Origin of the sequence: Streptomyces sp. NPDC096079, assembly GCF_040303145.1 — a bacterium.
Taxonomy (GTDB): Bacteria; Actinomycetota; Actinomycetes; order Streptomycetales; family Streptomycetaceae; genus Streptomyces.
The window spans coordinates 15510-37458 of sequence record NZ_JBEOST010000037.1; the positions used below are offsets into that span (position 1 = coordinate 15510).

General features: G+C 74.7%; 19 protein-coding genes. 7 read left to right on the forward strand and 12 right to left on the reverse strand.

The window, feature by feature from the left end; genetic code table 11:
• Positions 1-9: 9 nt before the first annotated feature.
• The 5 genes from ABTY59_RS36410 to ABTY59_RS36430 are packed head-to-tail and all read right to left on the reverse strand — an operon-like array spanning position 10 to position 9022.
• Positions 10-1578 (reverse strand): nitroreductase family protein, encoded by a 1569-nt coding sequence (locus ABTY59_RS36410; RefSeq protein WP_352023435.1) that lies wholly within the window; start codon positions 1576-1578, stop codon positions 10-12.
• The gene (locus ABTY59_RS36415; RefSeq protein WP_352023436.1) at positions 1575-3497 is read right to left on the reverse strand and encodes a TOMM precursor leader peptide-binding protein; all 1923 of its coding nucleotides are present in this window, start codon (positions 3495-3497) and stop codon (positions 1575-1577) included. The genes ABTY59_RS36410 and ABTY59_RS36415 overlap by 4 nt, the downstream gene beginning before the upstream one ends.
• Positions 3487-5256, reverse strand: coding sequence for an amino acid adenylation domain-containing protein (locus ABTY59_RS36420; RefSeq protein WP_352023437.1), 1770 nt, complete (start codon positions 5254-5256; stop codon positions 3487-3489). The genes ABTY59_RS36415 and ABTY59_RS36420 overlap by 11 nt, the downstream gene beginning before the upstream one ends.
• Before the next feature lie 2 nt (positions 5257-5258).
• Positions 5259-7838, reverse strand: a complete 2580-nt coding sequence (locus tag ABTY59_RS36425) for a lantibiotic dehydratase (RefSeq protein ID WP_352023438.1) — start codon at positions 7836-7838, stop codon at positions 5259-5261.
• The gene (locus ABTY59_RS36430) at positions 7835-9022 is read right to left on the reverse strand and encodes a hypothetical protein (protein ID WP_352023439.1); all 1188 of its coding nucleotides are present in this window, start codon (positions 9020-9022) and stop codon (positions 7835-7837) included. Before ABTY59_RS36430 ends, ABTY59_RS36425 begins: the two co-directional genes overlap by 4 nt.
• Positions 9023-9237: 215 nt before the next feature.
• Here ABTY59_RS36430 and ABTY59_RS36435 point away from each other — a divergent pair, with 215 nt between their 5' ends.
• Positions 9238-9801, forward strand: a complete 564-nt coding sequence (locus ABTY59_RS36435) for a DUF7010 family protein (protein ID WP_352023440.1) — start codon at positions 9238-9240, stop codon at positions 9799-9801.
• Positions 9802-9903: 102 nt separating this feature from the next.
• Here the strand turns inward: ABTY59_RS36435 and ABTY59_RS36440 are convergent, their stop codons facing one another.
• The 3 genes from ABTY59_RS36440 to ABTY59_RS36450 all read right to left on the reverse strand — a co-directional run bounded on the left by ABTY59_RS36440 (position 9904) and on the right by ABTY59_RS36450 (position 12173).
• Positions 9904-10074, reverse strand: a complete 171-nt coding sequence (locus tag ABTY59_RS36440; RefSeq protein ID WP_189799760.1) for a thiazolylpeptide-type bacteriocin — start codon at positions 10072-10074, stop codon at positions 9904-9906.
• Positions 10075-10110: 36 nt separating this feature from the next.
• Complete coding sequence (locus ABTY59_RS36445) at positions 10111-10281, reverse strand: thiazolylpeptide-type bacteriocin (RefSeq protein ID WP_189799760.1); 171 nt, start codon at positions 10279-10281, stop codon at positions 10111-10113.
• Between the two features lie 140 nt (positions 10282-10421).
• Positions 10422-12173 carry a SagB/ThcOx family dehydrogenase gene (locus tag ABTY59_RS36450; RefSeq protein WP_352023441.1) on the reverse strand — a complete coding sequence of 584 codons (1752 nt, stop codon included), beginning with the start codon at positions 12171-12173 and terminating at the stop codon, positions 10422-10424.
• 358 nt (positions 12174-12531) lie between these two features.
• Between ABTY59_RS36450 and ABTY59_RS36455 the strand changes: the two genes are divergently transcribed.
• The 4 genes from ABTY59_RS36455 to ABTY59_RS36470 are packed head-to-tail and all read left to right on the forward strand — an operon-like array spanning position 12532 to position 17717.
• Positions 12532-13992 carry a multicopper oxidase family protein gene (locus ABTY59_RS36455; protein ID WP_352023442.1) on the forward strand — a complete coding sequence of 487 codons (1461 nt, stop codon included), beginning with the start codon at positions 12532-12534 and terminating at the stop codon, positions 13990-13992.
• 47 nt (positions 13993-14039) lie between these two features.
• Positions 14040-15704: a class I adenylate-forming enzyme family protein gene (locus ABTY59_RS36460; RefSeq protein WP_352023443.1), complete on the forward strand. Its 1665-nt coding sequence runs from the start codon at positions 14040-14042 to the stop codon at positions 15702-15704.
• Positions 15701-16630 (forward strand): 2-amino-3,7-dideoxy-D-threo-hept-6-ulosonate synthase, encoded by a 930-nt coding sequence (locus ABTY59_RS36465; RefSeq protein ID WP_352023444.1) that lies wholly within the window; start codon positions 15701-15703, stop codon positions 16628-16630. The genes ABTY59_RS36460 and ABTY59_RS36465 overlap by 4 nt, the downstream gene beginning before the upstream one ends.
• Positions 16602-17717 (forward strand): 3-dehydroquinate synthase II family protein, encoded by a 1116-nt coding sequence (locus ABTY59_RS36470; protein WP_352023445.1) that lies wholly within the window; start codon positions 16602-16604, stop codon positions 17715-17717. The genes ABTY59_RS36465 and ABTY59_RS36470 overlap by 29 nt, the downstream gene beginning before the upstream one ends.
• 86 nt (positions 17718-17803) lie before the next feature.
• Here the strand turns inward: ABTY59_RS36470 and ABTY59_RS36475 are convergent, their stop codons facing one another.
• Together ABTY59_RS36475 and ABTY59_RS36480 are read right to left on the reverse strand one after the other, a co-directional pair.
• Complete coding sequence (locus ABTY59_RS36475; RefSeq protein ID WP_352023446.1) at positions 17804-18409, reverse strand: LuxR C-terminal-related transcriptional regulator; 606 nt, start codon at positions 18407-18409, stop codon at positions 17804-17806.
• A 137-nt stretch (positions 18410-18546) separates the two neighbouring features.
• Entirely contained in the window at positions 18547-19074 is a 528-nt protein-coding gene (locus ABTY59_RS36480) for an SDR family NAD(P)-dependent oxidoreductase (protein ID WP_352023447.1), read from the reverse strand.
• A 99-nt stretch (positions 19075-19173) separates the two neighbouring features.
• Here ABTY59_RS36480 and ABTY59_RS36485 point away from each other — a divergent pair, with 99 nt between their 5' ends.
• The gene (locus ABTY59_RS36485; RefSeq protein ID WP_352023448.1) at positions 19174-20157 is read left to right on the forward strand and encodes a helix-turn-helix transcriptional regulator; all 984 of its coding nucleotides are present in this window, start codon (positions 19174-19176) and stop codon (positions 20155-20157) included.
• A 43-nt stretch (positions 20158-20200) separates the two neighbouring features.
• Here the strand turns inward: ABTY59_RS36485 and ABTY59_RS36490 are convergent, their stop codons facing one another.
• Both ABTY59_RS36490 and ABTY59_RS36495 read right to left on the reverse strand, forming a co-directional pair.
• Positions 20201-20461, reverse strand: coding sequence for a hypothetical protein (locus ABTY59_RS36490; protein ID WP_352023449.1), 261 nt, complete (start codon positions 20459-20461; stop codon positions 20201-20203).
• Between the two features lie 397 nt (positions 20462-20858).
• A complete protein-coding gene (locus tag ABTY59_RS36495; RefSeq protein WP_352023450.1) occupies positions 20859-21074 on the reverse strand; it encodes an EF-hand domain-containing protein in 216 nt (71 codons plus the stop codon).
• Positions 21075-21148: 74 nt separating this feature from the next.
• Between ABTY59_RS36495 and ABTY59_RS36500 the strand changes: the two genes are divergently transcribed.
• A complete protein-coding gene (locus ABTY59_RS36500; protein WP_352023451.1) occupies positions 21149-21787 on the forward strand; it encodes a GNAT family N-acetyltransferase in 639 nt (212 codons plus the stop codon).
• Positions 21788-21949: the final 162 nt, after the last annotated feature.

The following is a 21949-nucleotide window of genomic DNA, read 5'->3' on the forward strand; positions in this document are numbered from 1 at the left end:
GACGCTCCTTCAGAGTCTGAGGTCGAGCAGCGCGCCGCCGGTGGGCTGCGGTACTCCCACGACCACGGACAGGACGACCATCTCGTCCGGGTCCAGGCCGAGGACGCGCTGGGTGGGGATCTCCTTGAACGCCCGCACGGGGCGGGCGAAGAGGCCGGAGGCGGCGGCGGACAGACAGAGCCCGTGCGCGGCCCAGCCGGCGGCGTGCTGGACGGCTCCCCAGCCGGCGGGCCCGAGGCGCTCGAAGAGCTCCCGGACGCGCACGGAGAGGAAGACGGTGAGCGGGGCGTTCCCGATGCCGCAGCCGTTGACGGGCGAGACGCCGTAGCCGTACCGCTCCTCCAGGCGTTCGGGGGCGGTCGGGTCGGCGCGCAGCAGGTGCGCCGCGCCGTCCCGCAGCCGGTGGACGCCGTCGGTCCGGCCGTCGACGCCCTGGACGACGGCGGTGACCTTCAGCGCGTCGAAGGCGGCGGCCGGTCCGGGGCCCGGCGGGGGCACGGAGAGCCAGCGGGCGGCGCTGTCGAGAGCCTCGCCCGGCACGCGCGCGCGCCGGCCGCTCATGCCGTGCAGGGCGCGCGGCATGCGTCCTGAGTGGCGTCGCCACAGCAGCTCGGCCCAGTCCGGCGCGGCCGTGGAGGGCCCGAGGCCCTCGGGGACGGCGGTGGTGAGCGGGGCGGGGGCACTGTCGTGGGTCTGGGCGCGGTTGACGCGGATGAGGGCGGCGAGGGCGGGGTCGGTGCGGTCGAGGTGGGCGGGGGGTTCGGGTACGGGTCCCCCGGCCGGGGGCTCCGCGCCTTCCTCCCCGTCCAGCTCCACGACGAACGGCAGGGACCAGGCCCAGGCGTCGTCGAGGCCCAGGGCGGACAGCGTGCCGTGGGCGCCGGGGCCCGGCGCCCGGAGCCGCGCCGGTACGCCGAAGAGTTCGAGCCCGAGGCTCAGCGAGCGCAGCACGAAGCCGAGTTCGATGGCGACGAGGGAGCCGCGGAACCACTGGTAGGCGGCCGGTACGGAGGTGTACCGGCCGGTGAGGAGGATGTTCCGGGCGGGTGCGGCCGGGGCGCCGGTGAGGGCGTGCCGGTCCGGTTCGAGGAGGCGCCAGGGCATGCCCGCGCCCCCGTCCACGAAGGCGTGGACGGGGAAGAGGCAGCGGGGCGAGGCGTAGGGCCGGTGGTCGTTGTAGGGGTTCTCCGGTTCTCTGCGCTGCGGTCCGAACGCGGTCACGAGGGCGCGGCCGAGCCGGACCCCGTCCGGTTCGGCCGCGTGTGCGGAGGCGGTCGGCAGCGCCGGGAACGGCAGGGCCGCGAGCCGCTCGTGGGTGCCGAGCGGCAGGGCCCCGCGCGGGCCGCCCCCGCGTGGCGGCGGGGGCGGTACGTGCGTGTCGGGCGGCGGCTGCGGCACCCAGGTCCAGGGGGGCGCCTCGGGCGCGTCGTCCCCGGTCCCGTACGCGTACCAGAGGGGCTCGCGGGCGATGCTGTTGTCCCCGTCGGGCCCGGGCAGGTCGACGGGGCCGCGCCGGGGCGGTGCCCCGGGGTCGTCCCAGGACGGCGCCGCCGCCGGTCCGATCGCCGGGGCCGTCACGGGAACGGGTGGGGGTCGAGGGGCAGCGCCCGGTGCTCCTGGCCGGTGCCGCGGAGCGCGGCCGTGAGCCGGGGCAGTCCGGCGAGCCGCTGCTGGGCGTGGCCGAAGCACATCGGGAGGATGCCGGGGACGACCGCGCGGGCCACGTGGATGCCCGCGTCGGCGTGTTCGCGGCTCGTCTGGTCGACGAGGACGATGCGGTCGAGTCCGGCGTCCGCGAAGAGCCCGCGGACGAAGTCCAGGGCGCCGCGCACGTCCCCGCCGGAGCCCCGGTCGAGCCGGCCGGGCCAGTCGGGGAAGGCCTCGTCGAGGGTGACGCGGGGTCCGCCGAGGACCGCGGTGGCGCGGGCGGCGGTCTCGGGCAGCGAGGAGAAGCGGACGTGGTCCTCCAGCTCCTGGACCAGCCACGGGTCCTCGACCATCGGCTCGACGTCCTCGCGGGTCCAGTCGACGGGGTTGGTGACGAGCTGGGCGACCTCGCGCAGGGCGCCACGGATCGCGGACTGCGGGTCGGCGCCCGAGCCGGCCGAGGAGAAGGTGGCGGGGAAGGGGTTCAGCCGGTTCACGGCGAGGACCCAGACGACCGGCAGGCCGATGTCACGGGTGGCGACGAGCAGATGGACGTCGAAGCCCCGCGACTCCATCAGCTCGATCATGGCGCGGCTGGTGGGGTCGGTCAGGGTGTGGTTCGGGATGGTGGGCAGCGGGGCCGCGCGGTGCCAGGAGAGCAGGAACGCGTCCCGCTCCGCCAGCTCGAACAGCGAGTGCAGGGCGGCCTCTTCGAGGTTGGCGCCGACGGCGCAGCCGCTGGACGACTCGTAGAAGTAGTGCTTGCGGCCCGGGGTGCCGGCCTCGCGGGCGGCCCTGCGGTCCCGGCGGTGGTTGTACTCGTACTGGTAGAAGGCGTGGTCGGCGGGGACGAGCAGCGGCCGTCCGTCGTCGAGGTCGTGGCCCCACACCCAGTCCATCGGGGTGTCCGCGTCGAACGGCGTGGCACGGCCGGTGGGATGGGCGAGCTGCTCGGCGGTGTACTGCCCGAGCCCGGCCGGGTCGACGGCGTGCCCGGCGACCTCCCGGTGGGAGCGGTGGGTGAGGACGGGCAGGTCGTACGGGAAGCCCGCGAGCCGCTCGTACGCCTCCAGGATCGCGACCGGTCCGGTCTCGGCGAAGGTGCGGGCGCGGCCGTGGCCCATCGCCGGGGCGTCCGGCACCACGGCCATGCTCATCGCGAAGGGCGCGCGGGACTCGCGGAGCAGCGCGCGGACGGGCCCGAAGCGCTCGTCGACCAGGCGGTCCTGGAGGACCCCGCGCTCGACGAGCCGGCTCGCGGCGGTGCGGGTGGAGTCGTCGGGGAACGCGGGCCGGTCGGTGAGGGCGAGCGGCGGCGGGGTGCCGGTGCCGTCGAGCGTCTCGTACGCCGGGCCGCAGAGCGGGCAGTGGAAGCTGCGGGCGATGCGGTGGCGGCGCAGGCCGCGCGGGGAGACCGCGAAGAGTTCGCCGGGCCCGAGCGGCCGCTCCGCCAGGTGCTCCAGGGTCGCCCGGAGCAGTTCGGGCAGGAGCGGCGCGCCGGGTCCCGGGGCGGCGGTGGCGTGCCGGAGGTCGCCGACGAGGGGGTGGTCGGGGACGGTGCGGTCGCGGACCTCGGCGCAGCCGGCGCAGCCCGCGTCGCCGGCGGGCCGCCAGAGCGGGCCGACGAGGACCTCGTCGGCGCGGAGGCGGACGGAGAGGTGGGGGCGGCCGGCGGCGCGGGCCTCGGCGAACCGGTCGCGTTCCCAGCCGAGGTCCCAGCCCCGGTCGACGGCGACGGTCCCTTCGGGGAGGAGGCCGGCGAGGGCGTCGAACGCGTCCCGCCAGGCCGCGTCGGCGGGGAGGGCGTCGAGCCCGGGGCCGAGGGCGAGCGTGAGGGTGTCAGTGGGCATCGTGGGCCTCCACGGGGCCGTACCAGAGGGGGAGCTCGCCGAGCACCGGGTCGTGGCGAACGGCCCGGCCGCGGTAGGCGTTGCCGGTGGCGGCCAGCTGGGCGCGCAGGGCGTCCAGGGCGGCGCGGCCGGCGAAGAGCAGGGCGTCGGTGGAGAGCGGGTCGACGGTGCCGGGGACGTCGTCCGTCTGCGCACGGGCGAGCGCGGCGCACAGGGCGTTCCTGACGGCCTCGGCCGGGTCGGCGCCCCAGGCACGCCCGAGGACGGTGCCGTCGGCGGCGACCTCGGCGAGCCGCCAGTCGAGTCCGGGCACGCGGGCGGTCCGTACGGCCGGCTCGGCCGGCAGCAGGGTCCGGAGCCGGGCGAGGATCCGCAGGCCCTCGGGGTCGGTTCCCCCGGGGGCTCCGCCGCCCGCGGCCACGGCGGGGTCGCCCGCCGGGAGGGCCGCGGGCGGCTCGTGCGGGGTGGCGGTCTCCGCCGGCGGGAACTCCGCCTCCTCGGCGAGCAGGCGCAGCGCGCCGTCGAGGAGCCAGTGTTCGCGCGTGAGCCCTGCCGCCGGGGTGGGAGCCCCGGGGATGCGGGCGTGCGGGCCTGCCGCCGGGGTGGGAGCCCCGGGGATGAGGGCCCGCAGGGCCTGGAGGGTCGCCGCGACGGCGGCGGTCTCCTGATGGGCGGCCCAGGCGAGGACCGTGGTCGTGGGGCGGCCGGCCGTGCGGAGTTCGGCGGCGCGCAGGGCGAGCGGCATCTGGGGCAGGTCGGCGCCCTCGGCGAGGGCGAGCGGTCCGGTCCAGCGCGCGGCGAGCGGGGCGAGGGCCTCGCGGGCCTCGTCCGGTTCGGGGCGGGCCTCGGCGGGGGCGTCGGCGAGGGTGTGCGCGCGGCCCTCCGCGTCCTCGTGGAGGGAGCCGGGTCGGCCGGGCGCGGCCGCCATGGGGGCTCCCTCGACGGTGACCCGGTCGGAGACCAGGTCCGTCCCGTGCACGACGTGGGCCTCGCCCGCGTCCGCGATGCCGGTCAGGGTGTCGACGAGCAGCTGGGCCGCGAGGGCGCCGGCGAGCGCGTCCGCGACGGGGCGGGGCGCGGGCGCGGTGGCCTCGGCGGCGGCCCAGGCGCGCGCCCGGTCGTGGAAGGCGTCGCGGACGGCCGGGCCTCCGGGCCCGGACAGGGCGGGGCCGACGAGGGTGACGCCGGTCGTGCCGATCCTGACGGGCACGACCAGGGACGCGCCGGACGGAGGGGCGGGGTCGGTGTCGTCCTCGCGGGACTCGCGGATGTCGAGGACCGCGTCGGGGGCCTCGGACCCGGCCTCCGTGAGGACCGTTCCCACGCCGGCGCGGCGCAGACCGCGGACGGCGGGCCCGGTCGCGGCCGCCGGCCCGGTGACGAGGACGGTCGCGGCGCGGAGCCGGGCGAACGCGCCGTACGGGTCGTCGAGGAGGCCTTCGAGCCGGGCGAGGGACTCGGTGTGCCGTTCGCGCACGTCGGCGGGCGGCTCGGGGGCGGTGTGCGCGGCCGGGTCGAGGAGCAGTCCGTTCGCGCGGAGCCGGTCGACGAGGTGGCGGACGGCGGGGCGGGCCCGTTCGGTGCCGATGCCGGCGACGAGCGCGTCCTCGTCGGTGCCCTCCTCCAGGAGCGGGACGCAGCCCTGGGCGACGGCGTGCAGGACCTCGGAGCCGCGGAGCACGAACTGGGCGCGGACGCCGCTGAAGTAGACGCCGCCGGGGACGGGCGCGTAGTGCAGGTCGGGGCGTGCCTTGAGCATCGTCACCGCTCCTCTGCCTCGGTCGTCGGGTGGTAGGTGAAGCGGCCGCCGGCGGTCCGGCCGACCTCGACGACCCATTCGGTGGCGTGGGTGCCGTCGACGACGCCGGGCAGCGCCTCCTCCAGGTAGCTGCCGCCGGTGTCGGCGCCGCGCCGTTCGAGCATCCGGGGCAGGACGCGGGCGCCGAGCGCGCTGCTCAGGTCCACGTACTGGGGCTTCTGCTGGAGCCGCTTGGACTGGATGTCGGGGGCGCCGACGGAGAGCGGGCCCTCGTCCTCCGGGACCGTCTTGACGACGACCTCCTCGGGGACGCCGTACCGGGCGCGCCAGGCGTTGAGGGCGAGGAGCCGGTCGTGCTCCTCGGGTCCGGCGGCGAGTGCGGTGCCGAGCTCCTCTCCCCCGTACCAGCGGCGGCGGCCGATGAGGACGTCGCCGACGGCCATGCGGGGCGCGGTGCGGGTGGTGGCCTTGTCCCAGGGGGTGGCGGCGTGCCAGCTGTTGGGGAGGGCGTTGAAGAGCCGGCCGCTGATGGCGAGCCCGGAGGCGACGGAGAGCGGCGGCGGGAAGAGGCCGGGGTGGCCGGTGCCGAGGGGCAGGACCCGCAGCGGGGCGCCGTCGGGGTCCTCGACGCGCAGCGAGTCGGTGGCGGGGTCGTGAGCGAGCCGGAGGCCGAACCAGTCGTCGGGGGTGAGCCCGCCGGGCAGCACGGGCGCGTGGGCGTTGACGTTGAGGCGGTGCAGGCCCAGGTCCTCGGTGACACGGGCGCCGTCGTGGCCGTAGACGCTGCGGACGTGGTCGGCGAGGCGGGTCAGCGCCCGGCCGCCGAGGCGCCGGTCGGCCTCCAGGAAGCGGGCGTACAGCATGCCGTGGCCCGGCAGGCCGTCGTTGAGGACGAGGTGGCCGTCGCCGCGCTGGAGCAGGACGCCGTAGATCAGCGGGTCGCGGCGGAATCGTTCCGGCAGTGCGCCGGTGAGTCCGGCGACCTGCTCGGGGCTGATCCGCAGGGTGTCGTCGCCGCGCTCCACGGCCTGCCCGATGAGGGCGTGGACGGTCTCGGTGACCTCGCGGCGCAGTGCGTAGATGCGCTCCAGGGAGCCGTCGGCGGGGCCGATGCCCTTCAGCGCGGCCGGGTCGCCGGGGCCGTCGGGGCCGTACACGGCGGCCATCGCGGCGGCGCGGCGCGAGACCTCGCCGACGACGAAGGGGGCGTGCTCGGCGAGGGGCACGTTCGCTCCGGGGCCGAAGCGCTCGACGAAGGCGGCGGTCATGAGCACCCGGACGTCGTGCAGCCAGTCGAAGACGGTGAGGAGTTCGACGGCCGGGCCGAGGTCCTTCAGGGACTCCTTCCAGGGCTCCGTGTCCACCGCGAGCGGCGGCATCACGTAGTCCTCCTCGACCGTGACGTGCGCCGGGCGGCCGGCGGCGTGGGAGAGCTCCCCGAGGGCGCCGCGCAACTCGGCCAGCGCGGCGCCGCGTTCGGCGGCGGGCGCGGCCGTGAAGGCGGGCAGACCGGTCTTGACGCGGTCGGTGAGCTCCTTCGTCAGCGGCCGGTCGTCGTCCGGGGAGAGCAGGTCGTCGTAGTCGGCGGAGCCGTCCTCGGCCTCGTGGAAGGTGCACAGGAGGCCCTGGCCGACGGCGCCCCTGACCTGCCGGTCGGCGTCCTCCGGGGGGCGCCCGGAGCGTGCGGCGACATGGGCGACGACGGACGGGAAGGGCCGGGGGCCCATGGAGACCGCGTCGAGGAGGTCGCCGGCGGGGCCGTCGAGGGAGACGGCGGCGCGGCGCATCCCCTCGGGTCCGGGCCGCAGGAAGAACAGCTTCCCGGCGGCCGGGTCGGGCGCGGAGGTGGGCGGCAGGCCGATCCAGAGCTCTTCGAGGGGCCGGTCGGCCGGGTCGGGCAGGCCGCCGACCACGTAGTTGAGCATCACGCGGTCGAGGCCGGGGAAGGCGGTGGCGCCGGGGAAACCTGCCTCGTCGGGGCCGGGGCCCGCCGGGTCGGGCTCCGCGATGCCGACGGCGGTGAACCGGGCCAGCGGGCTCGTGCGGACCATGGCGCGGGTGACGTACTGGATGAGTCCGCGCTCGGACTTGCGGGACTTCGCCGGGACCCGGCCGGGTGCGGCGACGGCCGTCCGGTAGCGCTCGGCCTCCTGGTGGACCTCGGGCGCGACGAGCGCGAGGGAGCGCAGCAGGTCGGGGTCGCCGAGGAGTCCGGCGAGGACGCCGCGCTCGCGTTCGGCCGCGTCGGGATAGCCGGCGACGAGTTCGCCGCGGATCCGGTCGCGTTCCTCGCGGGCCGCGAGCCAGGCCTCGGCCGCCGGGGTGTCCGGCGCCTTCTTCGGGGCCTTGTCGTTGTGCACGGACCGGCGCAGGGCGATGAGTTCGCGCCGCTCGGCGTCCTCGGTCGCCGCGCCGATCCGTTCGTACAGCTCGTCGGAGGCGGTGGCGGCGGCGTCGGCGAGGGCCTGCTCGGCGGTGCTGAGCAGGGCGAGCAGCCGGCGCAGTTCGGGGTCGGCGAGGCGGGCCCGGCGCAGCGGGTTGACCCGCAGGAACCAGAGCGGCTCGGGCGTCGGGGCGGTCATCGCCGGTCTCCTTCGGGGGTGGTGGTGGCCGGGGCTCCGGCGGAGCCGTTCGCGGCGATCCGGTCGCGCCAGGAGACGCCCAGCACCTCGTCGACGGTCTCGGCGATCGCGAAGCACGTGTAGTAGCGCTGCATCGGGGAGACGGTGAGCAGCGGCAGCTGCTCGTAGAAGAGGTTCGTCAGGAGGCGGAAGGCGGCGAACCACGGGGACGGGGCGGACGTCACCCCGGCGGCGCCGACGGTCCGGTGGAAGTCGCTGTCGGGCTGCTCGCCCTGGGGGACGACCCGGGTGGCCCCGGGCGGGCCCATCTCGGAGCGGTCGAGGCCGTCGGTGGCGGCGTCGAGCAGGTCGAGGGTGAGGGTGCCGGCGGCGACCGCGCTCTCCAGCGCCCCGGCCCCGTAGGCGAAGCCGGTGCGCCAGGCGGCGGCGGTCGCGGAGACCTCGCCGCTGAGCCGCTGCTCGACGACGCGGCGCAGCACCGGCGCGTCCTGGGCGAGGCGCTGGGCGAAGACGGGCCGGACGTCCTTGGTGGGCGCGGCCCAGGCGAGGAAGGCCTCGACGTGGGAGCGCGGGGAGAAGACGCCGTAGCCGAGGCCGAGGGCGTGGGTGTCGGCGAGCGCGGTGAAGGCCTCGGCGAGCCGGAGGGTGCCGGAGCCGGGTTCGCCCGCGAGGTCGTCGACGGTCCGCAGCAGGGCGGGGGTGAGCGCCGCGTGCACGACGGTGCGGAAGGTGCCGAGGCGCGGGTCGCGGGTGGTGTGCGGGGTGCCCGCGCCGCCCGGGGCGATCCGCTCGACGGCGCCGTGCTCGCGCAGCGGCAGGTAGGGCGGCTGGACGGCCTCCAGGCGGCCGAACTCCCGCGCCTGGTCGAGGTAGGTCTCCTCGGTGAGGGCGCGGGGCGGGTCGAGCGGGCCTGCGTCGAGGCCCCGGACGACCGCGTCCCAGTCGGGTCCGCCGCCGGGGAGGCCCGCGGCGTCCCGGGCGAGGATGTCGACGTGCGGTCCGTGGAGCCACCCGCGGCGCAGCTGGACGGCGGGGGCGCCCGCCTCGTTCAGCGCGCGGGCGACCGGGACGACGTACCGGGCGAGCCAGGCCGGTGTGACCGGCATCCGTGTGTGCAGCCGCACTCCCGTCAGGCCGTCGGAATCCGGCTTCACGGCAGTGCGCTCCAGCGCATCAACCCCCATGCTTTCGCACCTTCCGAGAATTCGAGAATGAACGTCCTGTGTTTCCGCTCGAAATCATGCAGCGAGGGAATTGCGGCGGAACAGGGAAAAGGAGCCGCCGCTGACATGTGTCATGCTTTCCGTGACGCTCGGGCCATGGCCCGCGCCGGCACTCGCGGGATCGGACTGGCTGAAAATAGACAACCCGGTCGGATCATCGCTGTAGTCTCCGCGCCATGACTACGGAAACCACCGACGCGGAGTGTCTGGCACTCACGCGCAATCTGCGCCGTCGCGGCGCGATCGTCCTCGCCGTCTTCGCCCTGGTATGGGCCTTCGCCGGCGGTTCGGGGATAGCGGCGGTACCGGTTTCGGTCACCGTCGGGGTCGTCGCGGCGGCCGTCACGGTCGGCGCGGTGGTCCTGGCCTTCCGCGGCGCCGCGGGTCCCGTGACCCGTCTGGTGCGGCTGCCGGAGAAGTGGAACCGGGGGGTCGGCCTGGTCAACGCGGCCGAACTGGTGGCGATCTTCGCGGTGATCGCCGCGTCGAACGCCTCGGGGCACCCGGAGTTCATCCCGGTCGGGATCTGCCTGGTCGTGGGGCTGCACTTCTTCCCGCTGGCCCGCCTCTTCGACCAGGGACAGTACAAGTGGACCGCCATCCTGCTGACGGCGGTCGCGCTGGTGGGGCTCGCCGTCCTGGCGGCCGGCACCACGGCGGAGACCATCCGCACGGTCGTGGGCCTGGGCGCGGCGCTCGTGCTCTGGGCCTCGTCCTTCCACGTCTCCCTGCGCGGCTGACACCGCCCGCACCGACGGGAAACGCACGCGAGGATGCGCCACCCGGCCGGAGCCGGGCGGTCGCATCCTTCGTGCGTCGTGCGTTCAGCCTCGGTTACTCGGTCAGCAGGCCGAGCAGGTGGAGGACGAGGACGACGAGGTGCCGATCGAGCCGCTGGAGGCACCCATCTCCGGGAGGGCGACACCCTGGGCGACCTCAAGGGTCTCCAGCTCGTCGACGTTGAAGTCGTCGAACGCCTTGTCGTCGCCGTTCTTGATGTCGTCGATGCTCATGCTGTGATTCCTTTCAGCGTTTCGGTCGGGGGATGTTCAGCAGGCGGAGCAGGTGGAGGACGAGGAGGACGAGGTGCCGATCGAGCCGCTGGAGGCACCCATCTCCGGGAGGGCCACGCCCTGGGCGACCTCAAGGGTCTCCAGCTCGTCGACGTTGAAGTCGTCGAACGCCTTGTCGTCGCCGTTCTTGATGTCGTCGATGCTCATGTGAATTCCTTTCGGATTTCTTCTCGGCAACCGTTCGGCTGCATCACCAATAATGCTGACCGGCCCCCCGGTGCACCAGCCTTTCCGAGTTCCGCCTGACGTTTATCACGCCCGGAATAACGGGCGTCACGCCGAAAGGCTCAGGGATTCTCGGGCAGGGACCACTCGGGGCTGTTGACCATCCGCCAGCCTTCCCCCGGCTCACCTGCGACGGAGTCGTCGGGGCGCCGGCTGCCGAGCAGGAAGTCGCCCACCGAGGACTCCTGGAGGTAGTCCAGGCCGAGGACCCGGGCGGACATGTCGGCGTCGCCGTTGCCCAGGGCGCAGGGGGCGAGACCGAGGGCCGTCGCGACCAGGTACATCGTCTGGTAGAGCACACCGGTGTGCCGGAGCGTCGTCGCGTAGGCGATGGCCCGGTACTTCCACGACATGCGCTGGAAGCGGGCCGTGACGGTCACCAGGACGTCCGGGCGGGCCTCCATGCCGGTGGCCCGGGACGCCACGTGGAAGAGGGACTCCCGGTCGGCCTCCTCGTCGTTGCGCAGGACCAGCCGGTGGCCGACGGGGTCGTAGTAGTAGATGCCGGGCTCCAGGCCCGCGCAGCGCCGCACGGTGACGTACAGCTCCAGCTCGTACCCCTGGCCGCCGCTCGGGTACGGACGCGAGACCACCTCGTCGCGGGTGCTGCCCGGCTCCGGGGTGTAGTGGGCGCGGACCCGGGCCACCCGGTAGAGCAGCTCGCCGAGCTGGCGCGCCGTCATCTCCTTCTCGCCGTACCCCCGGATGGAACGCCGGGTCTCGATCGCGGTGGTGAGGGAGGGGTCGCGCTCCGCGATCTCCTCCCGGGTCGGGCGGTACAGGGGCACGAAGGGGCCCTCCGGGACGGGCCGCACCGCGGGCCGCGGCTCGATGGCCCCCCGGTGCGGGTAGACGGCGCCGAAGACGTCGTCGTACCGGCCGGAGCGGATCCGCGAGTGGAAGAGCAGGTCGTGGAAGTCCCACTGCCGCAGGACGGGTTCGGCGTCCGAGGCGAAGGCGCCGTCCCCGTCGGCGAGTTCGGCGAAGCCGGCGCCGACGAGGTGGCCGAGGACGTCGGCGGTGGAGGCCGCGTCCAGGCCGGCGTCCGCGCCGAGCCGCCCGGGGGTGCCGGGCTCACCGAGGGCGGCGGCCAGGGTCCGGGCGGCGGCGTCGGTGAGCACCGCGCGGTACTTCACGAGCGGCGACTCCAGCACGAGGGCGCCGTCGCGGCTGCGGCAGAAGGAGAAGCGGGAGAGGCGCACGGTCGCGTCGGGGCGGACGGCGACGGGCCGGTACGCGGCGTCGCGGGCCACCGGCTCCAGGCGCACGAGGACCCGCCGTCCGCCGCTCCGGGCGAACACGGCGTGCGCGACCAGGTGCTTGGCGCGGCCGAGGATCCGGTCCAGGCGGACGCGTTCGGCGGGCAGCAGCCCCTCGTACAGCTCCTCGGCGGGCAGGGGCCCTTCGGCGAGCCGCCGCAGCGCGGTGCGGACGCCGCCGCGCACGGGCCGGACGGCGAGCGAGGTCGCGGGCCCGGCGAGCGTGGCGGCGTCGCCCTCGTCGGCGAACAGCACCTGGACGCCCCCGGTGAACACCGGTACGGCGGGCGCGGGTTCGCCCGCGGCTCCCTCCGGTGTTCCGGGCCGTGCGTCGCCGGCGTCGGCGGCGGACGGGGCGTCCGGTGCGGCGGGCGCGGGGTTCCGGGGGTCGGGGGTGGTGACGGACGGGGCGTCCGGGGCCGCGGGCACGGCTCCCCCGGCTGTTCCGGGCCGTGCGTCGCCGACGGCGGCGGCGGACGGGGCGTCCGGTGCGGCGGGCGCGGGGTTCCGGGGGTCGGGGGCGGTGACGGATGCGGGGGTCTGCGTGGTCTGCACGGGGCCTCCGTGGGCGCGTGGACGACGGTCCGGCGCCGGGGGCCGAGCGGCCCGGGCGCCGGCGGACGGGACGGCGCCGCCCGCAGGGCAGACGCCGGGCGACACTCTCGCGCCGGGAATGCGCCGACGGACCGCCGCCGCCGAAATCGGTGACGTTTCCCGGGAATGCGGTGACGCCCGTCATCGCGGAGGCCCGCATTCCCGTCTCCACCGGCGGAAATGACCGAGGTCATCGATCGCGTGACACATGCAAGCGCGGGGGCGAACTCCCTCGGAATGGCGCCCGTTCACGCCCATGCTCGGAGAGCGAATCACCGAAGCCTTCGCTCCCGGAAAACCGTCACGTAAGGAATCCGCTGTGTTCACTCGCCGCCATGCGATACGACTCGGACTCACCGCCGGTGCCGTCGGCGCTGTCGGCGCGGCCGGCGGGGTCTTCCAGGGCCTCACCTCCGGCACCCCGGCCGTGGCCGCCGAGCCTCCGGCCGGTCCGCCCGCGGTCACCCCCTTCACCGTGCCGCTGCCCCGGCCGAAGGTCCTCGCCCCGTACCTCCGCACCCGCTCGGCCGACTACTACGCGGTCACCATGCGCAAGGCGAAGGTGGAGATCCTGCCCGGCCTGAGGACCGAGGTCCTCACGTACAACGGCACCTTCCCCGGCCCCACCATCCGGGCCCGCAGCGGCCGCACGGCCGTCGTCCGGCAGGTCAACGGCCTGTCGATGCCGACCTCGGTGCACCTGCACGGCGGGGCGAACCCGCAGGAGTACGACGGCGGGATGACGGACCTGATCCAGCCGGGCGCGGCGAAGACCTACGTGTACGCCAACCGGCAGGCGGGCGCCACGCTGTGGACGCACGACCACGCCCACCACATGGAGTCCGAGCACGTCTACCGCGGCCTCTCCGGGCTCTATCTGCTCGGTGACGCGGCCGAGGACGCGCTCGGGCTGCCGTCGGGGCAGTACGAGGTGCCGCTGATCCTGCGGGACGCGGCCTTCGACGCGGCCGGGCAGATGGTCTACACGATGGACGACGCCCTCAACCGCACGACCCTCCTGGTCAACGGCGCCCCCTGGCCTCACCTGAAGGTGAAGGCGCGCAAGTACCGCTTCCGCATGGTGAACTCCTGCAACCTGCGGATCTTCGTGATGGCGCTCTCCGACGGCAGCCCCCTCATCCACGTCGGCTCGGACGGCGGGCTGCTCCCGGCGCCGGCGCCCTCGCCGGTCATCGTCCTCTCCCCCGGCGAGCGCGCCGACTTCGTCATCGACTTCTCCCGGTACGCGCCGGGCACCCAGGTCACCCTGGCGAACATGCTGGGCCCGGGGCCGACCGAGCTCGTCGGGCAGGTCATGCGCTTCGACGTCGAGGAGAAGGTCGACGACCCGAGCCGGGTGCCGGACGTCCTCGCCACCCTGCCCGCGCTGCCCACGCCGACCGTCGAGCGTTCCTTCGAGCTGCGGATGGACGAGCCGGGCACGGGCCACCAGGCGTACATCAACGAGAAGACCTTCGACCACGACCGGATCGACACCGAGATCGCCTGGGGCTCGACGGAGGTGTGGACGGTCAAGAACACCAGCACGACCGTCCCGCACAACTTCCACACGCACCTGGTGCAGTTCCGCATTCTCGAACGCGACGAAATGCCGGTCTATCCGGCGGAGGCGGGACTGAAGGACACCGTGCTCCTCTTTCCGGGCCAGACCGCGAAGATCCAGCTGACCTTCGACACCCACCGCGGGGTCTTCCCCTATCACTGCCACATGATCGACCACAGCGCCATGGGAATGATGGCGCAGATGCGCATCGCGTGACATCCGAATTCCCGACGCACGACTCCTGCATACCGAAAGGAGGAACGATGTACGTACGCCGCATTCTCGACGCTCTCGGAAAGGACCCGGGGCGCGTGGTGATCGACCACGCCGACGAGGCCGTCACGGCCGGCCGGCTCGCCGGCTCCGTGCGGACCGCCACCGCCCTGCTGCACTCCCGCGGCGTCCGCCCCGGCGACACCGTCGCCGTGCTGACCGGCCCCAACCGGCCGTCCATGCTCGCCGCCCGGTACGCCGTCCATCTCCTGGGCGCCACCTCCGTGTACGTACGGTCGATGAACCCCAGGACCGACACGGAGACCTTCTCCGTCGCCACGCAGGCACGGCTCCTGGAGGACCTCCGGGTGTCGGTGCTGCTCGTCGACGACGAGAGCGCCGAGCGCGGCGAGTGGCTCACCCGCCGCGTACCGGAGACCGTCCCGCTGACCATCCCCTGGGGGACGGCGGCGGGACCCGCCGGACCGCTGCCGGCGCGGCTGCCCGAGCCGCGCCCGGAGGACCTCGCGACCGTCGAGTTCACCAGCGGGAGCACGGGCCGGCCGAAGATGGTCGCCCAGCGGTACGACACGCGTGAGGAGCTCGTCAGCCGCCTCGCCCATGGCCTCGATCCCCGGGGACCCGCGACGCTGCTGTCCGTCACGCCGATCAGCCACACGACCGCGCCGATGGCCGACGCGGTCCTCGCGAGCGGCGGACGCGTCGTCCTGCACGACGAGTTCGACGCGGGCGACGTCCTGGACGCCTTCGAACGGCACGGGGTGACGGACGTCTATCTCGCCGTGCCGCACCTCTACCGGCTGCTCGACCATCCGGCCGCCCCGCTCACCGACCTGTCCTCGCTGCGCCGCATCACCTACAGCGGCACACCGGCGGCACCGGCGCGGGTGGCCAGGGCCGTCGAGCTCTTCGGCGACGTGCTCATCCAGGTGTACGGGACGACGGAGGCGGGCGGCATCAGCAGCCTCAATCCGCTGGACCACCGCGAGCCGGAACTGCTCGGCTCGGCGGGCCGCCCGTTCCCCTGGGTGCGGGTGGAGATCCGCGGCCCCGGCGGCGGACCGCAGGTGGAGCGGGGCGTGACGGGCGAGATCTGGATCAGCTCGCCCACCGTCACGGCCGGCTACCTCGGCGACGCCGAGCGGACCGGGACGGTGTTCCGCGACGGCTGGCTGTGCACCGGCGACCTGGGGCACACGGACCGGTACGGCTATCTGCGGCTGGACGGCCGGATCGGCGACGTGATCAAGCACGGCGGTCTGAAGCTGGACCCGGCGGCCATCGAGGAGGCGCTGATGCGCCATCCGCAGGTGCGCCAGGCCACGGTCTTCGGGGTCCGTGACCGTGACTGGGTGGAGCAGGTGCACGCGGCCGTCGAGCTGTACTCCGGGGCCGGGCACACCTCCTGCGACCTGCGCGGGTACGTGGCCGCCGCGCTGACCCCGGAGCACACGCCGGTACGGGTCTCGGTCTGGCCGCGGCTGCCGCTCACCCCCTCGGGCAAACCGGACCGCGCCTATCTGCGCTCCGTCTCGCCGCCGGACCCCAGCGCCGACCCCGCGGGCGTCGGAGCGGGCGGGCCGGCCACCAGCTCCCCGCGCGGAGCCACCGCGCGGGCCGACCCCGTCCGCGCGCGCGGACCGGGTCACCAGCCCGATCACGCCTCCTCGCGAACCAGAAAGGGCGTTCCATGACCGGTTACGGCCACTTCGCCCGGTCGCTGCGGCTACGGCGGCTCTACCGCCACAGCACGGCCGGCCTGATGATCACCCCTCTCGACCACTCGATCCACGACGGTCCGGTGGTGCCCAAGGGCACGACGCTCGACCAGCTCGCCGCCAAGATCGCCGCCGGCGGCTCGGACGCCGTCGTCGTGCACAAGGGCAGCGTGCGCCACATCAGCCCGGAGCGGTTCGCCGCGATGTCGCTGATCATCCATCTCAACGCGAGCACCAGCCAGGCGCTCGACCCCAACGCCAAGTACGTCGTCGCCGGCGTCGAGGAGGCCCTGCGCCTCGGCGCGGACGCGGTCAGCGTCCACGTCAACCTCGGTTCCGACGACGAGCGGCAGCAGATCGGCGACCTCGGGAGGATCGCCGACGCCTGCGACCGCTGGAACCTGCCGCTGCTCGCGATGGTGTACCCGCGCGGGCCGCGGATCAGCGACCCGCGGGACCCGGCGGTCGTCGCGCACGCCGTGACGATCGCCGCGGACCTGGGCGCGGACCTGGTCAAGACCGTCTTCCTCGGATCCACCGCGGAGATGCTCGACCTGACCGCGGCCTGCCCGGTGCCGGTCCTCGTCGCGGGCGGGCCCGCCCTCGACGAGGAGGAGGACGTCCTGGCGTACGTCCGGGACGCCATCGCCGGCGGGGCGGGCGGGGTGGCCATGGGCCGCAACATCTTCCAGGCCAAGGACCCGCGCGCCCTCGCGGCCAAGGTCGCCCGGATCGTGCACCACTTCCCCGAACAGCACTTCGCCGGCGCTCCGTTCGGCGATCCGGACCAGGGACCGCTGCACAGCGAACGCCTCACCCCCGATCACCTCGACGACTCGACTCTCGACAATCACCTGACAGGAGGTCCGCATCATGACGGACGCCAAACTGTGCTGGCTTGACATCCGCGAGGCCGGCGCCGCCACCGCCGCCGTCCTGGAGGAGGCGGTGCACCAGAAGATCGACGGCATCGTCGCCGCCGACCCGGCCGTCTTCGCCGGGCTGCCGCCCACCGTCCGCAAGGTCCTGCTCTTCGAGGACGGCGCCACGACCGTCCCCGCCGACCTGGGCGGCGCCGACGTGGTGATCGTGCCCGGCCCGCGCGACGCCCGCGCCGAGCTCGAAGCGGCCCACCCGGACGTGCAGTTCGGCCGGTACGTGGAGATCGTCGACGCGGACACCCTGGAGGACGCCTGCCTGGCGGCGCGTCTGGAGGCGTGGAGCGTCCTCGACTTCCGCGACCCCACCAAGATCCCGCTGGAGATCGTCATCGCGGCCGCGTCGGGCGCGCCCGGCTCGATCGTGACGACGGCGGCCGACACCGAGGAGGCCGAGATCCTCTACGGCGTCCTGGAGCACGGCTCGGACGGGGTCCTGATGCGGGGCCGCACGGTCGGCGACGCGACGGCGCTGCGGACCGCGGCGACGGCGCACGGCGGCGAGATCTCCCTGGTGGAGCTGGAGGTCACGGCGACCACGCACATCGGGATGGGCGAGCGGGCCTGCGTCGACACCACGACGCACTTCCGCAAGGACGAGGGCATCCTCGTCGGCTCGCACTCCAAGGGCATGGTCCTGTGCGTCAGCGAGACCCACCCGCTGCCGTACATGCCGACGCGCCCGTTCCGGGTCAACGCCGGCGCCCTGCACTCGTACACCGTGGGGCAGAACGGCCGCACCCACTACCTGAGCGAGCTGCACGCCGGCAGCTCCGTCCTGGCGGTCGACGTGGACGGCCGCACCCGGCCCGTCAGCGTCGGCCGGGTGAAGATCGAGACGCGTCCGCTCATCTCCATCGACGCGGTCGCGCCCAGCGGGCAGACGGTCAACCTGATCCTCCAGGACGACTGGCACGTGCGGGTCCTCGGCCCCGGCGCCTCGGTGCTGAACAGCACCGAGCTCAAGCCGGGCGACCGCATCCTGGGTCACCTGCCGACGGCCGACCGTCACGTGGGCTACCCGATCAACGAGTTCTGCCTGGAGAAGTAGGAGCACCGCGCACCATCCGCTCGTGACGCCCCGCCCCGGCACGCCCCGTGCCGGGGCCGGCTCGCGTCCGGGACCCCGCGCCGCCCTCACAGCAGCCCGCACTCGGCGGCGATGCGGGCCGCGTCGAACCGGTTGCGCCCGCCGAGCTTCTTGATCGCCGCCGAGGTCAGGTTCCGTACCGTCCCCGCCGCGAGGTACAGCTCGCCCGCGATCTCCTTGACCGTCGCCCCGCCCGCCGTCAGCCGGAGCACGTCCGTCTCGCGGACGCTGAGCACCGCCTCGCCCGCCGCCGGCGTCCGCAGCAGCCCCGGGTCGACCGTGAGGCAGCCCCCCGCCACCCCCACCAGCGTCGTGATCAGCTGCGGCAGCCGGGCCGTCTTCGGTACGACTCCGAGCGCTCCGGCGGCCACCGCGCGGTCCACCACGGACGGCGTGGCCGAGCCGACCATGAGCGCCACCCCGCAGGTCGGGTGGTGCGAGCGGACCTCGGTGGCCGCGCGCAGCGCCTTGCCGCCCATGGTGCTCTCGCCGAGCAGCAGGACGGTGGGCCGGTGCCGCTGGACCGCCGGCAGGACCGCCTCGAAGGTCGTGGCGAGCCCCACGACGTCCAGGCCGTTGGTGCCGTTCAGGGTCTCGGCGAAGGCCTCCAGGACCAGCTGGTGGTCACCGGCCACGACGACGCGAATGGACATGTCTCCCCCGTGGTGACGTTGTTGGTGACGTTGTTGCTGACGTGGGTGGTGTGTGCGGTGGTGTGTGCGGTGGTGTGTGCGGTGGTGTGTGCGGTGGTGTGTGCGGTGCTGCCCGCCCCGACGCGGCGGGCGGTGACTCAGCCGCTGGGTGCCCGGGCCGCGACGGCGGCCAGCCCCTCGACGACGGAGCGGACCCAGACCCGGTCCTCGGCCGTCGACGGCCCCGGTCCCTCCCCGGCGGCCGGGGCGCGCTCGAAGTGCCGGGCGCCGGCGGGCAGCGCGTCCGCGAGCGCGGCCGAGACCGTCCGGAAGGCGCGTCGGAGTCCCTCGGCGGCGCCGGGCGGCGGCAGCACGACGGCCGCGGCCGCGACGGGCCCCGCGTCGGCGGCGATCTGGCCGGGCAGCCGGGCCGCCTCGACCGGATCGCCGATGTCGATCCGGTACGGCAGGGCCACGAGGCCCAGGTCCGTGAGCTCCTTGCAGAGGAAGGCCGCGTTGGTCGCGGCGTCGTCATCGCGGCCGGGATGACCCGCGCCGACGACGGCGACGATCGCGCCGGCGGCACAGAGCCGGGTGGTGAGCTCCCGGCCGATGCCGGTGGTCGCGTCGACGACGAGGACGACGAGACCGTCGAGCCGAAGCGGAGGGGGACCTGTGCGGGCCACGAGAACGCCCTTTCGAGGAGATCGTCGAGCAGGTAGCGTGCTGATCGCGTGAATGGGGTGATTCGGGTGGCTACGGCCGCCTGACAAGGGGGACACCACGTGGACGAGGTCTCGTCGCTCGATCAGCACACGCTAGGCGTCTATCGTGCGATCCTGTTCCACAAGGAGCACGATCCGGAGCGTCTGGCGAAGCTGCTGAACCGCACGACCGAGCAGGTCGAGGAGGCACTCGTCCTCCTGACGCGGCTCTCGCTGCTCGCACCGTCACGGGACACCCCGGGCGGGGTGCGCGCGGTGAACCCGTCGCTGGGCCTGAAGGTGCTGCTCCAGCGCGAGGAGCGCGAACTCGCCTCGCGTCAGCAGCGGATCGAGCAGAACCGGGCCGCGCTGGCCGCCCTGGCCGCCGAGTACACGGCCTCGGGCCGGTCGGGCGGTCTGGACGGGGCGGAGCACCTCGACAACGTCGACGACATCCGCACCCGGCTCGAAGCCCTGGCCGAGTCCTGTACGCACGAGTCGCTCGCCTTCCATCCCGGCAGGGCCCTCACCGAGGAGTCCGTCGAGGCCGGCCGACCCCTGAACGAGCGGGCGATGGAGCGGGGCGTGCGCTTCCGGACCGTCTATCTGGACAGCGTCGCGGGCGACCGGGTCACCCGGGCGCACGCCCAGTGGATGGCGGAGCGCGGCAGCGAGATCCGTACCTCGCCGACGCTTCCCATGCGGCTGCTCATCGTGGACACCACGGCTGCGGTCGTGGCCGGTCTGCCGGGCCAGGCGCAGCCGTCCGCGCTGCTCTTCAGCAGCCAGCCGGTGGTCCTGGCCATGCGGGCCCTGTTCGAGGCGTACTGGGAGCACGCCTCCCCGCTCGACGGTCCGGGGGACGCCCTGCCGGGCGGGCTCACCCCGCAGGAGCGCAAGCTTCTCCAGCTGCTCGCGAGCGGTCTCACCGACGAGGCCGTGGCGCGTGCGCTGGGCATCGGGGTGCGGACGGAGCGGCGGATCGTCGCCGACCTGATGGAGCGGCTGGGGGCGTCGAGCCGCTTCGAGGCGGGTGTGCAGGCGACGCGCAGGGAGTGGATCTGAAGGGGTCCCGCGGCGTGCGCGGCGGTGACGGGGCGCACGGCGGTCACTTCTTCGGAGGGGCCGGCCAGACGAAGTCGTCCGGGATCTGGGGGATGCAGGGCAGGCCCGGGAGCGTGGGGACGCAGGGGAAGGCCGGCGGCTCCGGGTGCGGCGGCACCGGCCACACGAAGTCGTCCGCGCCCTGGGTCACCGCGGCGGGGGCGGCGGGGGCGGCCTGAGCCGGCGAGGCCGGCAGGACTCCGCCGAGGAAGGCGGCGGCGACGGTGGCGAGGATGCTGCTGGTGGCGCGGAGGCGACAGTTCATGCGGGTCTCCATTCCAGGGCGGCAGCGGTACGGGTGCGGCCGTACGCGCTTCTCGGGAGGTCCTCGGCGTCCGGGGGTTTTCGGCCTTCCCGGTCGCACACCAAGAGGTAATCACCGCGGGGACCCGCCTGTCCGCTTCCGGACAGGCCAGGAAGCTGCCTGGCAAAGAGTTGCCGCGCGACCTGCGGGAAAAACGGAGGCACTCTCCGAGCGGACCCTCTTCTTCCGGCCAAAAGCCCAGGCCGGAGGCGCTCCCCCGGGGCTGCCAAGATCCGGCCAACACGGCCGTACGCCCGCGTGAACCCGGGGAAACGACACCGGGCCCCGGGCGGGCGGCGACACGCGGTCGCTGCGCCCACCGGGGCCCGGTGGATGAGGCCTCGCCTCGGGGTCCGGCTCAGGCCTTGCTGTAGTGCGCCCAGAACTCGTCCCAGGACAGCACGCCGTCCTCGTTGTCGTCGCGCTGCTTGATGAGCACCTCGGCGACCGTCTCGGTGACGTTGAAGTCGCCGTGCTTCGCCATGAGGCTCTTGTACTCCGCGGCGGTGATGAAACCGTCCCCGTCGGCGTCGAAACTGTTGAATGCCTTGCGCGCCTCGTCGATGTCCGCCACTGCGTCCGCCCCTTCTTGGTGCTTGTCTGACGGGGGTCAGATTAGCTGGCCGTCCCGTGCCGGATGATGGGGGCATGAACGACGAGGTGGCACGGATCCTGGCGGCGGCGGCACACGGGGAGTTCCCTCCCCCGGACGGTTCGACGACGGTGGTGCCGCAGCCGGGCCCCCGGGACGCGGGGGTGCTGGCCTTCACGGCCCACTCGGTGGTCTTCACCGACGCCGACCCGGACTGGGTGCGGGCCGCCCTCGCGGCCACGTCGGCCGACCCGCTCGCGGCCAGCATGAACCCGGCCTTCCTGCTCGCCCTCATGGCGCGCACCGGCCGGCACATGAACACGATCGACCTGCTGACGGTGGCCGACGCGCTGCCCGGCCCGCCCCCGCTGGAGCTCCGTGCGATCGACGACCCGACGCATCCCCGGGTGGCGCGGGCCATGAAGTTCCGCGACGACGTCCGGGTGTGGGCGGCCGACGGCGGGGTGCTCGTCCTGGGCCGGGGCGTCGCGGGCCGCTGGGAGGCGGCGATCGAGGTGGACGAGGAGGTGCGCCACCGGGGTCTGGGCCGGGCCCTGGCGACGGCGGCCCGCCATCTCACGCCGGGCGGGGTGGTGTGGGCCCAGCAGTCTCCGGGCAACGCCCGCAGCGTCCGGGTGTTCCAGGCGGCGGGCTACCGCCCGGTGGCCTCGGAGGCGCTCCTGATCGCGGGGTGAGCCGGGCCCTCGTCCGGTGGGGCGCGGCCGCCCTGCCGGGCCCTAGTGCTGTGACCGGAAAGGTTTGCCGGGTCGCGACGCCCGGCACGGCACCTCGCCGCGTTGTCGGCCCTCGCGAGTACGTCCAGTACGAGCCGAGGCCCTCCGCCTTGCGATGCACCG